11 protein-coding genes are annotated in these 13,329 nt (G+C 66.9%); 4 read left to right on the forward strand and 7 right to left on the reverse strand.

Annotation, left to right across the window (positions count from 1 at the left end; all coding sequences use genetic code 11):
- Window position 1 precedes the first annotated feature (1 nt).
- Entirely contained in the window at window positions 2–535 is a 534-nt protein-coding gene (locus EJL01_RS12105) for a copper chaperone PCu(A)C (RefSeq protein ID WP_125107880.1), read from the reverse strand.
- Between the two features lie 79 nt (window positions 536–614).
- Window positions 615–1,319, reverse strand: coding sequence for a hypothetical protein (locus tag EJL01_RS12110; protein ID WP_125107881.1), 705 nt, complete (start codon window positions 1,317–1,319; stop codon window positions 615–617).
- 52 nt (window positions 1,320–1,371) lie between these two features.
- On the opposite strand from EJL01_RS12110, the gene EJL01_RS12115 reads away from it, so the two are divergent.
- Window positions 1,372–3,930, forward strand: a complete 2,559-nt coding sequence (locus EJL01_RS12115; RefSeq protein WP_125107882.1) for a DEAD/DEAH box helicase — start codon at window positions 1,372–1,374, stop codon at window positions 3,928–3,930.
- Window positions 3,931–4,043: 113 nt separating this feature from the next.
- On the opposite strand, the gene EJL01_RS12120 is transcribed toward EJL01_RS12115, so the two are convergent.
- The 3 genes from EJL01_RS12120 to EJL01_RS12130 all read right to left on the reverse strand — a co-directional run bounded on the left by EJL01_RS12120 (window position 4,044) and on the right by EJL01_RS12130 (window position 7,767).
- Window positions 4,044–5,675 carry a solute symporter family protein gene (locus tag EJL01_RS12120; RefSeq protein ID WP_125107883.1) on the reverse strand — a complete coding sequence of 544 codons (1,632 nt, stop codon included), beginning with the start codon at window positions 5,673–5,675 and terminating at the stop codon, window positions 4,044–4,046.
- Complete coding sequence (locus tag EJL01_RS12125; protein ID WP_125107884.1) at window positions 5,672–7,045, reverse strand: TerC/Alx family metal homeostasis membrane protein; 1,374 nt, start codon at window positions 7,043–7,045, stop codon at window positions 5,672–5,674. The genes EJL01_RS12120 and EJL01_RS12125 overlap by 4 nt, the downstream gene beginning before the upstream one ends.
- Window positions 7,046–7,185: 140 nt before the next feature.
- A complete protein-coding gene (locus tag EJL01_RS12130; RefSeq protein ID WP_125107885.1) occupies window positions 7,186–7,767 on the reverse strand; it encodes a histidine phosphatase family protein in 582 nt (193 codons plus the stop codon).
- A 38-nt stretch (window positions 7,768–7,805) separates the two neighbouring features.
- Here EJL01_RS12130 and ftsY point away from each other — a divergent pair, with 38 nt between their 5' ends.
- Window positions 7,806–8,687, forward strand: coding sequence for a signal recognition particle-docking protein FtsY (ftsY, locus tag EJL01_RS12135; RefSeq protein ID WP_125107886.1), 882 nt, complete (start codon window positions 7,806–7,808; stop codon window positions 8,685–8,687).
- Between the two features lie 76 nt (window positions 8,688–8,763).
- On the opposite strand, the gene EJL01_RS12140 is transcribed toward ftsY, so the two are convergent.
- Window positions 8,764–10,203: an amino acid permease gene (locus tag EJL01_RS12140; RefSeq protein WP_125107887.1), complete on the reverse strand. Its 1,440-nt coding sequence runs from the start codon at window positions 10,201–10,203 to the stop codon at window positions 8,764–8,766.
- A gap of 258 nt (window positions 10,204–10,461) precedes the next feature.
- Here EJL01_RS12140 and EJL01_RS12145 point away from each other — a divergent pair, with 258 nt between their 5' ends.
- Window positions 10,462–11,733, forward strand: coding sequence for a S1C family serine protease (locus EJL01_RS12145; RefSeq protein ID WP_125107888.1), 1,272 nt, complete (start codon window positions 10,462–10,464; stop codon window positions 11,731–11,733).
- Between the two features lie 61 nt (window positions 11,734–11,794).
- Here EJL01_RS12145 and EJL01_RS12150 read toward each other — a convergent pair whose 3' ends face one another.
- Window positions 11,795–12,349: a gamma carbonic anhydrase family protein gene (locus tag EJL01_RS12150; RefSeq protein WP_125107889.1), complete on the reverse strand. Its 555-nt coding sequence runs from the start codon at window positions 12,347–12,349 to the stop codon at window positions 11,795–11,797.
- Window positions 12,350–12,401: 52 nt separating this feature from the next.
- On the opposite strand from EJL01_RS12150, the gene EJL01_RS12155 reads away from it, so the two are divergent.
- Window positions 12,402–13,307: a LysR family transcriptional regulator gene (locus EJL01_RS12155; protein WP_164509821.1), complete on the forward strand. Its 906-nt coding sequence runs from the start codon at window positions 12,402–12,404 to the stop codon at window positions 13,305–13,307.
- Window positions 13,308–13,329: the final 22 nt, after the last annotated feature.

The following is a 13,329-nucleotide window of genomic DNA, read 5'->3' on the forward strand; positions in this document are numbered from 1 at the left end:
GCTAGTGCCCCTCGTGCCCGGACTCGGGCGCGTAGCTTTCCTCGGCGCCGGTGTACTCCTTCGCCGTCGCGGTGAAGTCGACCTCGGTGCCGTCGTCGAGGGTCAGCGTCACCGAGACCTCATCGCCGGGCTCGATCGCCGACTCGAGACCCATCGGCATGATGTGGTTGCCGCCGGGCTGCAGCTCGAGCGTCTCGCCGTCGGCGATCGCGAAGCCGCCCTCGATTTCTTGCATGAGGCTCGAGCCATCCGACTGCACGATCGTCTCGTGCAGCTCGGTCATCGAGGCGCCCTCGACGGTGGCCGACTCGATGACGACATCGTGGCCCGACGTGTTTTTGATCGACGCGAACACGCCGGTCATGTCGGTGTCGGTCGCCTTCACCCACGGGTCGGTGACGGTGAGGGCCGCGTCGGTGGCGCCGGCCTCGGCCTGGCTGCAGCCGGCGAGGGTCAGGGCGATCAGGCCCGCCGCGGCGAGCGCGGTGAGGGGGCGGATGGTCGTGGTGGTGGTGGTGGTACGGAAAATAGACATAGGGATGCTCCTGAGTGCGTAAGCGATGCGGCAGCGCCGGGGTCGTCGCGCACAGCGAGCACCCCGTCTGCCGGGGGAGCTACGCCAAGGTGCAGTGCGCGAGGAAATCGCGCGACGGCGGCCCTCGTCGCGGTGCCGACGCCACAGCGCGAGCCGCGAGCCGCGGCACCCACGGCAGCGACAGGGTCGCCGGTGCCGCGCTCGGGCGCGGCGTGAGGGCCCGCACGAGCACGAGCGCGAAGGCAAAGAATTCACCGAGCGCGTCGCGCACGCGTGAGAGCCGGCGCAGGATCTCCTCACCGAAGAACAGTACGAGCGTCGTCGCAAGCGCGGCGACCCCGTGCATCGCCCACATGAACGGGGTGTCGTGGCCGAGGTGCACCGACGCCGAGGTCGAGCCCGTGTGCGCGGCGATCGCGCTCGCCATCTCGGAGTTCGACGCGTGGTGGTGCGCGTGCGCCCCGCCCCCGAGCGCCGAGGGAGCGCCGAGCGTGAAGATCGCGTGGAACGCGAACTGGCTCAGCGCGACCGAGAGCCCGAGCCGCAACCAGCTCGAGCGAATCGGGGTGAGCCAGAGCGAAAACACGTAGGCGAGGCCGAGCGGCACGAGGATGCCCGCAAGGGTTGGCAACTCGCCGCCCGCGGTGAGGTGCGAGGTGAGCGCCACGAAGGTCGAGAAGGACGCCGCGACGAGCGCGAGGCGAAGCCGGCGACGGAGGATGGCGGCGCGCGCACGCGAGTCGGCGCCCGGCGCGGGCACGTTCTTGAGGCGCAGCAAACTCACAGCTCTACGATACGTCGTAACCGCGTCGGGGGCGCGTGGGATGATCGAGGGGATGCCTACCCTGCCCGAGCTCATCCCCACCCTCGCTGACCCGGGGGCACCCTACGACCCCGACCATGTCTACGACGCGATTCTCGAGTGGACGAGCGGGCGTGGAATCGACCTCTATGACGCCCAGGACGAAGCGATCGTGCACCTCGTCTCGGGCGCGAACGTCGTGCTCGCGACCCCAACCGGCACCGGCAAGTCGCTCGTCGCCATCGCGGCGCACGCGATCGCACTCGCGGAGGGCAAGCGCAGCTACTACACGGCGCCGATCAAGGCGCTCGTGAGCGAAAAGTTCTTCGCCCTCGTCGAGATCTTCGGTGCCGAGCGCGTCGGCATGGTCACCGGCGACAGCTCGGTGAACCCCGACGCACCGATCATCTGCGCGACCGCCGAAATCCTCGCCAACAAGGCCCTCCGTGACGGCGAAGGCGCCGACGTCGACCAGGTCGTGATGGACGAATTCCACTACTACGGCGACCACCAGCGCGGCTGGGCGTGGCAGGTGCCGCTGCTGCTCCTGCCGCGGGTGCAGTTTCTGCTCATGTCGGCGACGCTCGGCGACACCGACGCCCTGCGCGAAGACCTCACCCGCCGCACGGGCCGCCCCACCGAGCTCGTCGCCGGCGCGACGCGACCCGTGCCGCTGAGCTACGAATACGTGCTCACGCCCGTGCACGAGACCGTCGAGCGCCTGCTCGAGGAGCACGAGGCGCCGATCTACGTCGTGCATTTCTCGCAGAAGGAGGCGGTCGACCGCGCCCAGGCGCTCTCGAGCATCCGCGTCGCCTCGCGCGAGCAACGCGACGAGATCATCGCCGCGATGGGCGGCTTCAAGTTCACGACCGCGTTTGGCCGCAAGCTCTCGGGCTGGCTGCGGCAGGGCATCGGCGTGCACCACGCCGGCATGCTGCCGCGCTACCGGCGCCTCGTCGAGGTGCTCGCGCAGCGCGGTCTGCTCCGCGTTATCTGCGGCACCGACACCCTCGGCGTCGGCATCAACGTGCCGATCCGCTCGGTGCTCATCACCTCGCTCACGAAGTTCGACGGCACGAAGCAGCGCCATCTCTCGGCGCGAGAATTCCACCAGATCGCCGGCCGCGCAGGCCGCGCCGGCTTCGACGACCACGGCACCGTTATCGTGCAGGCCCCCGACCACGTCGTCGAGTACGAGCACGCGATGTCGAAGGCCGCTGGCGACCCGAAGAAGCAGCGAAAAGTCACGCGCCGCCAGCCGCCGCAGGGCTTCGTCAACTACACCGACAAGACCTTCGAGAAGATCGTCGCCGCCGAGCCCGAGAAGCTCTCGAGCCACATGGAAATGACCTCCTCGATGCTCATCAACGTCGTCGCCCGCGGCGGTGACGTGTTCGCGAACGTGCGTCGGCTCTGCTTCGACAATCACGAGTCGCGCTCGCGGCAGTTCGAGCTCGCGCGGCGAGCCCTCGCGCTCGGCCGCACCCTGCTCGACGCGGGCATCATCGAGGTCGATTACCTCGAGCCGGTGCCCGGCACCTCGCGCCCGAGCCTTCACCTCACCGTCGATCTGCAGCCGAACTTTGCGCTGAACCAGCCGCTGTCGCCGTTCGCGATCGCGGTGCTTGACGTGCTCGACCCGGCGGTCGAGACCGACGGGAAGACCGACGAGGTCGGCAGCGGCCACTACGCGCTCGACGTCGTCAGCGTCGTCGAGTCGATCCTCGACGACCCACGCCCGATTCTCATGGCGCAGCAGCGCAAGGCCCGCGGCGAGGCGATCGCCGCGATGAAAGCCGATGGGCTCGACTACAACGAGCGGATGGAGCGGGTCGAGGAGATCAGCTGGCCGAAGCCGCTCGAAGAGCTGCTCGAGCAGAGCTACGAGCAGTTCGCCGAGGGGCAGCCGTGGGCCCGCGACTTCGACCTCGCCCCGAAGACCGTCGTGCGCGACATGTACGAGCGGGCGATGAGCTTCGCGGAGTTCACCGGCTACTACGACCTCGCCCGCGCCGAGGGCGTCGTGCTGCGCTACCTCAGCGACGCCTACCGCACGCTGCAGCACTCGGTGCCGTCGGATCGCCTTACCGACGAACTCGAATCGATCATTGAGTGGCTCGGCGAGCTGATTCGCCAGGTCGATTCGAGCCTCGTCGACGAGTGGGCCGAGCTCGTGGCGCCGACGGATGCGCAGGGCCAGCCGGTGCTGCCGCCGTCGCCACCGAGCGTGGTCGCGAACCGCCGCGCGTTCACCGTGCTCGTGCGCAACGAGCTCTGGCGGCGCGTGCAGCTCGCCGCCCTCGAACGCGACGACGAACTCGAGAAGCTCGACCCCGAGCTCGGCTGGCCCGAGATCCTCGACGACTATTACGACACGTACGACGACATCAATATTGATGGCGCCGCACGCTCGCCGCAGCTGTGCCGCATCGACACGAGCCGCGAGCGCGAGGGCATCTGGCTCGTCGAGCAGACGATCGATGACCCTGAGCACCACCACGACTGGCGCATCCGAGCCGAGGTCGACCTCACCGCATCCGCGGAGGAAGGCGAGGCCATCGTGCGCCTAACCGAGGTAGTCGAGCTGTGAGCCTGTTCGCGGAGCCGCGGCAGCGCATCCGAACCTGCTGCGAACGCCGAGCGGCCCGCGCAAACGCGGGGGCCGCTCGGCGTTCGGGCCGCTTGCCGAAGCAAGCCGGCTAGCTAGTGGTGCACGGGCGGCTCAGCGCCGTGGCCGGTGAGGGCGCGCACCTCCATCTCGGCCGCAAGGCGAGGGTCCTCCCGCTGCCGCGAGGTGACCGAGCCGAGCCAGCCGAGGAAGAAGCCGAGCGGAATTGAGATGATGCCCGGGTTCGACAGCGGGAACCACGCGAAGTCGACGCCCGCGCCGAGCAGCGAGGTCTCGGAGCCCGAGACGACGTGCGAGAACGTGATGAGCACGAGCGCCGAGATGAGGCCGCCGTACATGCTCCACACCGCGCCGCGGGTGGTGAAGCCCTTCCAGTAGAGCGAGTAGAGGATCGTCGGCAGGTTTGCCGACGCGGCGACCGCGAAGGCGAGGGCGACGAGGAACGCGATGTTCTGCCCCTGCACGCCGATGCCGCCGGCGATCGCGACGATGCCGAGCACCACCACGGTGACCTTGCCGACGCGCACCTCGTCTTCGGGTGCGGCCTTGCCGCGCTTGATGACGTTGCCGTAGATGTCGTGGGCGAAGGAAGCGGCGGCCGTGATGGCGAGGCCCGCGACGACCGCGAGAATGGTCGCGAACGCGATCGCCGAGACGACGCCAAGCAGGATCGGCCCGCCGAGCTCGAGCGCGAGCAGCGGGGCCGCCGAGTTCACCTTGCCGGGCGCGGCCGCGATGGTCTCAGGGCCGACGAGCGCCGCGGCACCGTAGCCGAGCACGAGCGTGAAGACGTAGAACGCGCCGATGAGCCAGATGGCCCAGACGACCGATTTGCGGGCCTCCTTCGCGGTGGGCACCGTGTAGAAGCGCATGAGCACGTGCGGCAGGCCTGCCGTGCCGAGCACGAGGGCCATGCCGAGCGAGAGGAAGTCGAGCGGGTTGGTGCCGTACTGGAGGCCCGGCGCGAGGATCGCGGCACCATTCGATGATGCCTCAATGGCGCGGTCTAACACGGCACTGAGGTTGAAGCCGTTGAGCACGAGCACCCAGATCGTCATCGCGAATGCGGCGCCGATGAGCAGCCATGCCTTGATGATCTGCACCCAGGTGGTGCCCTTCATGCCACCGATGAGCACATAGACGATCATGAGCACGCCGACAACGGCGACGACGATGCTCTGGCCGAGCCTGTCGTCGATGCCGAGCAGCAGCGAGACGAGACCGCCCGCGCCGGCCATCTGCGCGAGCAGGTAGAACAGTGTCACGGCGAGCGTCGTGATCGCCGCCGCCATGCGCACAGGACGCTGCTTGAGTCGGAACGAGAGCACGTCGGCCATCGTGAACTTGCCGGTGTTACGCATGAGCTCAGCGACGAGTAGCAGCGCGACGAGCCACGCGACGAGGAAGCCGATCGAGTAGAGGAAGCCGTCATAGCCGTTGATTGCGATGGCGCCGACAATGCCGAGGAACGACGCGGCCGAGAGGTAGTCGCCCGAGATTGCGAAGCCATTCTGGGTGCCCGAGAACGAGCGGCCGCCGGCGTAGAAGTCGGCCGCCGAGCGGGAGTTGCGGCTCGCGCGGATCACGATGAACAAAGTGATGCCCACGAACACGACGAAGATCGAGATGTTGAGCACCGGGTTGTTTTCGACTGCGGTCACGGTGTCGGCGAGCACAGTGCCGACGTTGCTGAAGAACTCATTCATCGGGCGTTCCCTTCGATGGTGCCGGCGCCAACCTCAATGTCTTCGAGCTCGCCTCGGAGGTCCTCTGCGACCGGGTCGAGCTTGCGGTTCGCGAAGCGGACGTAGAGCGTCGTGATCGTGAAGGTCGTGACGAACTGCAGTAGACCGAGGATCAAGCCGACGTTGATGTTGCCGAACACGGGCGTCGCCATGAAGTCGTGCGCGTAGGCGCCGAGCAGCACGTAGACGAAGTACCACACGAGAAAGAAGATCGTCATGGGGAAGACGAAGGAGCGCTGCCTCCGCCGGTGCCCCTGGAATTTTTCGGACGCTTGCACGGCGACGTAGTCGACCGGCGATGGTGTTGCCGATTCTGGATGGGACACTGATCCTCCTAGTTGTCGTCGTCCGCTCTCGTCTTCCGGGTTGAGCTTCGAGTAGATCAGCGACGCGATGACCGCGATGAGCAGCACCCCGAAGATATAGATGAGCGAGAACCAAGTTGGAATTTCGGGCACCCACATGACGGGCTCGCCGCCGTTGATGAACGGCACCTCGTTGACGTGCAGCGCGTGGAACACGAGCTTCACACCGATGAACGTGAGGATGAACGCGAGGCCCAGATCGAGGTACTTGAGGCGCGCGAGCAGGCCGTCGAGCAGGAAGTAGAGCTGGCGCAGGCCGAGCAGCGCGAGCGCGTTCGCCATGAAGACGAGGTACGGCTCCTGCGTGATGCCGAAGATCGCGGGAATGGAGTCGAGCGCGAACAGCAGGTCGGTGAATCCGAGCGACACGATGACGAGCACGAGCGGCGTGAAGACCTTCTTGCCGTTCTCGACGACGGTCCACTTGTCGCCGTTGTAGTGCTCCGAGGCGGGGATGACGCGCTTCACATGACGCACCCAGCCGGGCATCTCGGGGTCGGAGTCGTCGAACGAGTCGATGAACTGCTTGACGCCGATGTAGAGCAGCCATGCACCGAATAAGTAGAACACCCAGGCCCAGGCCTCGAGCACCCAGGCACCCGCGATGATGAAGATTGTGCGCAGCACGAGGGCGATCGCGATGCCGATTAGCAGCACCTTCTGCTGGGCGATCTTCGGCACCTGAAAGCTGATCATGATCAGCAGGAACACGAAGAGGTTGTCGACGCTGAGCGCCTTCTCGGTGAAGTAACCGGTGATGAAGTCGCCCGCGTGCGCCCAGTCCCATTGCCAGGCGACGAGGAACATGAAGCCGATCGAAAGCACGATGTAGAAGATCGACCAGAAGCCGGCTTCCTTCATCGAGGGCACGTGCGCGTGCCGCACGTGCGAGTAAAAATCAAAGAAGAAGAACCCGATAACGACCGCAATGCTGATCGACCAGATCAAAATATCGACGTGATTCATGAAGCCTCCAGAAGGTTCGTTGAACGTTCTGAAGGTCTCTTCCGCCGCGATTGCGACCAACGTTCCCGGATGAAACTCCGTGTTTCACCGTGATGACGAGAACGTTGAGGAGGAATACTCCCCTTCAACACCGCACTAGGTTACACGCTGTGGGTCAATTCCGCTGCCACGGGGTACCCGTTCGCGAGTCGCACGCGGAAGCCGTGTCGCGCATCCGGGTCGGTCTCGAGCACCGTGAGCGCGAGGTTATTGATCGCGGGCGAGGCGACCGTGAGCAGGTCATTGAGCAGCAACCGCACGACGGTGCCGTGGGTCACGATGAGGGCATCGGATGCGCAGGTCGTCGACACCTGCTCGAGGGCCCGGTAGGTGCGCTCGAGCACCGCCGCAACGGGCTCGACGGTGGGATGGTCGGCGAGGCGCCGCGTGCCGTCGGGCAGGAACACGCTTTCGCCCTCGAGTTCGCCGAAGCTGCGCTCGATGATGTCGGGGAGCGGGGTGGGTTCGCCGAGCCCGCTGATGCGCCCGAGCTCGGTCGCGGTCTGCGTCGTGCGCGTCAGCGGTGAGCAGAATAGCGCGCTCCACCGCTGTCCCTCGAGCAGCACTGCAGTGCGTCGGGCCTGGTCGTAGCCGGTGTCGTTGAGCGGGACGTCGCTCGTGCCCTGGAACAGGGCCTTTCGGTTCCACTCGGTTTCGCCGTGCCTGATCAGCCCAATTCGCATGCCTCAAGGGTACGGCCCGCCCGGCTAGGCTTGGTTCCATGGCGGAACGCACACCCTGGTCTCTCGGAAGCGCCCTGCGCGGCATGTTCGCACGACGCACGATCGATGAATCCACGTGGGAAGACCTCGAGGATGCGCTGCTCACCGCCGACTTCGGGCCCGACATCACCGACGAGATCGTCGACGAGCTGCGCGCGCAGGTCGCGCACCACCAGACGACGGATGCGCGCGACCTTCGCCGCATGCTCAGCGAGGTCATCGAGGAGCGCCTCTCGAAGTTCGACACGACGCTGAACCTCTCGGCGCGGCCCGCCGTCACGCTCATGGTCGGCGTCAACGGTGTCGGCAAGACGACGACGATCGGCAAGTTCGCGCGCTTCCTGCGCAACTTCGACCGCACGGTCGTGGTCGGTGCGGCCGATACCTTCCGCGCCGCGGCGGTCGAGCAGCTCGACACGTGGGCGATGCGCGCCGATGTGCGCATCGTGCGGCCGCAGCAGTTCGGCCAAGACCCGGCATCCGTCGCCTACCAGACCGTCGAGATCGCGATGCGCGACGGCATCGAGATGGCGATCATCGACACTGCCGGTCGCCTGCAGACGAAAGCCGGCCTCATGGACGAGCTCAAGAAGGTGCACCGCGTCGTCGAGAAGCTCACACCCGTGAGCGAGGTGCTGCTCGTGCTCGACGCCACGACCGGCCAAAACGGCGTGCAGCAGGCCGAGGCCTTCATTGAATACGCCGGTGTGACGGGCCTCGTCATCACGAAGCTCGACGGCTCGGCCAAGGGTGGATTCGTGCTCGCTGTGCAGGAGCGCACCGGGCTGCCGATCAAGCTCATCGGCACGGGCGAGGGCATCAACGACCTCACCGGTTTCACTCCGCACGTCTTCGCCGAACAGCTGCTCGCCGACGCGTAGCGTCACCGAGCGCAGAAACGAGCGGCGGCTCCCGACCGAAGCCGCGAGCCGCCGCTCGTTGATCGGGGCCGGGGAGCTATTCGCCCATCGGGGCCTCGACGGCCTCGGTGATCGGCTTACCGTATTGGCCCGACTTCTTGAGGTTGCGGCGCACCAACGGCCACACGGCCACGAGGGCGACGACCGAGATCAGGCTCGTCCACACCTGCACCTGCGTGTTCGGTCCGCTCACGAGCATGATCACGACGACGCCAGCGACGGCGGCGACGGTGAGGTACGCGAGCCACGGGTGCAGCCACATCTTCAGCTTGAGCTCCGCCTGCTCGTCCGGGGTCATCTTGTTGCGCAGGCGCACCTGCGTCAGCGCGATGAACACGTACACGAACAGTGCGACGAGGCCCGAGCTGTTCATGATGAAGTCGAAGATGCCGCTGTCGGGGAACAGGAAGCTCACGAGCACCGCGGCGAAGCCGCCGAGCGTCGAGGCGATGACGGCCGCGACCGGCACGCCGTTCTTTGCCTTGCGGGCGATGAACTTCGGGGCAAAGCCGCGTTCAGCAATCGACGCGAACATGCGCGACGCCGAGTAGATGCCCGAGTTGAGCACCGAGCAGACGGCGGTGAGGATCACGGCGGTCATGATGAGGTCGGCACCGGGAATGCCGTACTGCGAGAACAGGTAGGCGAATGGGCCCTGGTCGTCGGTGTCAGGCAGGCCGTTCCACGGCACGATCGCGACGATGAGGAACACCGAACCTAAGTAGAAGAGCAGGATGCGCCAGACGATCGTGTTGGTGGCCTGCCGCACGCCGCGGGCCGGGTCCTCCGACTCGGCCGCCGCCATAACGGCGATCTCGGTGCCGAAGTACGAGAAGATCACGATGGCGACACCCGAGAGGATTGGCCAGACGCCGTTGGGTGCGAAGCCACCGTGGCTCCAGAGGTTGCTGATGCCGGGCGTCGCGTTCGGCCAAAGACCGAAGATGAACAGCGCGCCGACAGCGAGGAAGACGATGATCGCGGCAACCTTGATGCTCGCAAGCCAGAACTCAACCTCGCCGAACGAGCGCAGCGAGACGAGATTCGTGACGATGAAGATCACGAGCAGTGCGACCGCGAAGACCCACGAGGGAATAACGGGGAACCAGCCGTTGAGGATCGCGCCACCGATGACCGCCTCGTAGGCGACGACGCCGACCCAGAAGTACCAGTAGAGCCACCCGACGAGGTAACCGGCCCACTCACCGAGGCCGCTGCGGGCGTACTCCATGAACGAGCCGATCGACGGCCGAGCGGTCGCCATCTCGCCGAGCATCCGCATCGCGAGCATGACGAGCAGACCGCCGATGGCGTAGGAGAAGAGGGCGGCGGGGCCGACCTGGGAGATGACGTTGGCCGAGCCCACGAACAGGCTCGAACCGATGATGCCACCGAGCGTGATCATCGTCACGTGGCGATTGCGAAGCTTCTTCGCTGGCTGTGCGTCGATGCCAGCCTGGGCGGTGTGTTGTGACATTTCGCGTTCCGGGTTGCGCGCGCGGGGCGCTAGGTTAGGGGTCCCGCTGGAGGTCGGCGTCCGGGCTCACTGCGCTGTCACTGTGTGCCGTACAAACGTGCATCCCGCCATCGGGGTGTCTCGGCGGCGGTGCATGAAGCGTCGTCGTTGGCGATCAGTGATTTTACTCACTGTGCAAACCCGATATCATATCGACGCATAACTGGTTCATAGCTGTCCCATGCCCGAATCATCGCGAAGAGGGGTGATATCAGGGCCATGAACGACTCAGCACCCACTTCTCGGAAACCTCGCGTTCGGCGCGGTCTGACAGCAGTCGCTGCCGGCTGTGGCCTCGTCGTCGCCGGCGCGTTCGGCGGCTTCGCCATCACGAGTGGCGCCACCACCCACAGCGCCTGGCAGGGCGCGGATGCGTCGGCCCAGACCACGCAGAACCTCAGCCCCGCCTCCCAAGCACTCAAGCAGCAACTGCTCGACCTCGTGCCGTGGGTCGACGAGGGCACGTCGAGCGGCGGGTTCGGCCAGGGCACGGATGGGCAGAGCGGCGGCTCGCTTGGCGGTTCGACGCAGGAGTCGACCGACAGCCTCGACATCTCAGCCGCGAGTGCGGATGAGTCGACCGGCGTCGTGCTCATCGACACGAAGCTCGAATATCAGAGCGCGGCGGCGGCGGGCACGGGCATCGTCCTGAGCTCCGACGGGCTCGTGCTGACGAACAACCACGTCGTCGAGGGGTCGACCTCGGTGCAGGTCACCACGACCGATGGCACCACGTACAACGCGACCGTCGTCGGCACCGACTCGACGCAGGATGTTGCCGTGCTGCAGCTTGAGGACGCGAGTGGGCTGACCACGGCGACGATCGATCAGGACGATGACCTCGCGGTGAGTGACGCCGTTACCGCGATCGGTAACGCCGAGGGAGGCGGCGAACTCATGGCCGCCGACGGCGTCGTGACGAATCTTGATGCGTCGGTGACACCGTCAAACGAGGCGGCAAGCGGTGGTACGACCGGCTCGAACACGCTCACCAACATGATTGAGATCGACGCCGATGTGGTGTCGGGCGACTCGGGTGGCGCGGTGCTCGACGACCAGGACGAGGTCGTCGGCATGACGACTGCGGCCTCGAGCGGTGGCACGAACATCTCGGGCTACGCGATCGAGATCGACACGGCGCTCAGCGTCGCGCAGAACATCATCGACGGCGTCGAGACCGACACGAACACGCTCGGTACGCCGGCGTTCCTCGGTATTGCGCTCGCCGACTCGACGTCGGGCACGAGCTCGAGCACCGTCGCGGGCGCCGCGGTGGCGGGCGTCTACGACGACACCCCCGCGGCCGAGGTCGGCCTCGCGACCGGCGACACGATCACCGCGGTCGATGGCATTGCCGTGGGAAGCGCATCCGAGCTGCAGGGACTTATCGCCGAGTACACGCCTGGCACCGTGGTGACCCTGACGTGGACGACGTCGTCGGGCGCCGAGCAGAGCGGCACGACGACCCTCGTCGAGGGCCCGGCCAACTAGGCGGAAAACGAGTGGGGGGCCGGTCACGATCGTGACCGGCCCCGCTGTCGTTGTTCGCGGCTTACTCGAACCAGCAGGTGTCGAGCGAGAGCGCCTCGGGCAGCGTCGGCTGGCCCTTCGACAGGTCGACGTAGCCGCCGGCATGGGGGATGAACCTAGCCGACTCCTCTTCGGTGAGCTCGCGGCGAATCTTCGCGGGCACACCGGCGGCGAGCACGCGGTCGCCGATCTCGAAGCCCTCGAGCACGACGGCGCCGGCCGCGATGAGCGAGCCGGTACCGATGACCGAGTGGCTCAGCAGCGAGGCGCGCATGCCGACGAGTGTGCCGTCGCCGACGGTCGTACCGTGGAGCATCGCGGCGTGGCCGACCGTGACGTCATCGCCGAGGGTGCAGGGCGCGTCGGCATCGACGTGCACGACGGTGCCGTCCTGCAGGTTCGTGCGCGCGCCGATGCGGATCGCGCCCGAGTCGCCGCGCAGCACGCAGCCGTAGAAGACACTTGAGTCGGGGCCGATCTCGACGTCGCCGATGATCGTGGCGTTCGGAGCGATCCACGCCGAACGGTGGATGCGGGGGCTGACGCCATTGAAGGGGAGCAACAGTGGTCCTTGCATGTTGCCCAGTGTATTGGGAGCCGCTGACACCGGGAGGCGCTACCTTGACTCTGTGACCCGTCTAGATTTGGATTCGCTCGAACTGTTCGTGTGTGTTGTCGAGCGTGGCAGCATCAACGCGGCCGCAGCGGCCGCCGACCGCTCGCAACAGGCGGTGTCAGAACGGATGCGCAAACTCGAGCACGAACTCGGCCTCGACCTGCTCGAGCGCGGTGCCCGCGGCTCGCAGCCCACCGAGACCGGCCAGGTCGTGGCTGACTGGATCGCCGAGCTGCTCGTCGCGACCGACCGCTTTCAGGAGCGGCTCACCTCGCTGCGGGCCGATCGCACGAGCACGCTGCGGGTCGCGGCCTCGCAGACGATCGCCGGCTACCTGCTGCCGCAGTGGCTGAGCCAGCTCGAGCAGGCTGGCACCGCGACGAGCCCGCACGTGCACGCGGTGAACTCGGTCGAGGTGATTCGCGAGGTGCACTCGGGCGCGGCCGTGATCGGCTTCATCGAATCGCTCGACGAGCCGAGCGGCTTGGAGCACCGCGTGGTCGGGCACGACGAGCTCGTCGTGGTCGTGGCGCCAAGCCACGATTGGGCCTCGCGCGATTTCATCACCGCGCAGGAGCTCGCGGCGATGCCGCTCGTCGTGCGCGAGTCGGGCTCGGGCACGCGTCAGGTACTTGAACAGTTGCTGGGGGAGCAGCATCCGCAACTCGTGGCCGCCGAGCCCCGGGCCGAGTTCTCGGCGATCCTCTCGGTGCGAGGCGCCGTCACGGCGGGCATAGCCCCGGCGGTCATGAGCGCGCTCACCGTCGCCGAAGACCTCGCGGCGGGTCGGCTCCGCCGCGTCGACGTCGCCGACCTCGAGTTGCACCGGCCACTTACCGCGATCTGGCGCGAAGAGCCCGAGCTACCCGCCAGCGCGAGCGAGCTCATCCGGATCGCGGTGCAGCACGCCGCCGACTGACTCGGCCCGCCCGGTAGTCCCG

It is taken from the genome of Gulosibacter massiliensis (assembly GCF_900626105.1).
Lineage (GTDB): Bacteria > Actinomycetota > Actinomycetes > Actinomycetales > Microbacteriaceae > Gulosibacter > Gulosibacter sediminis.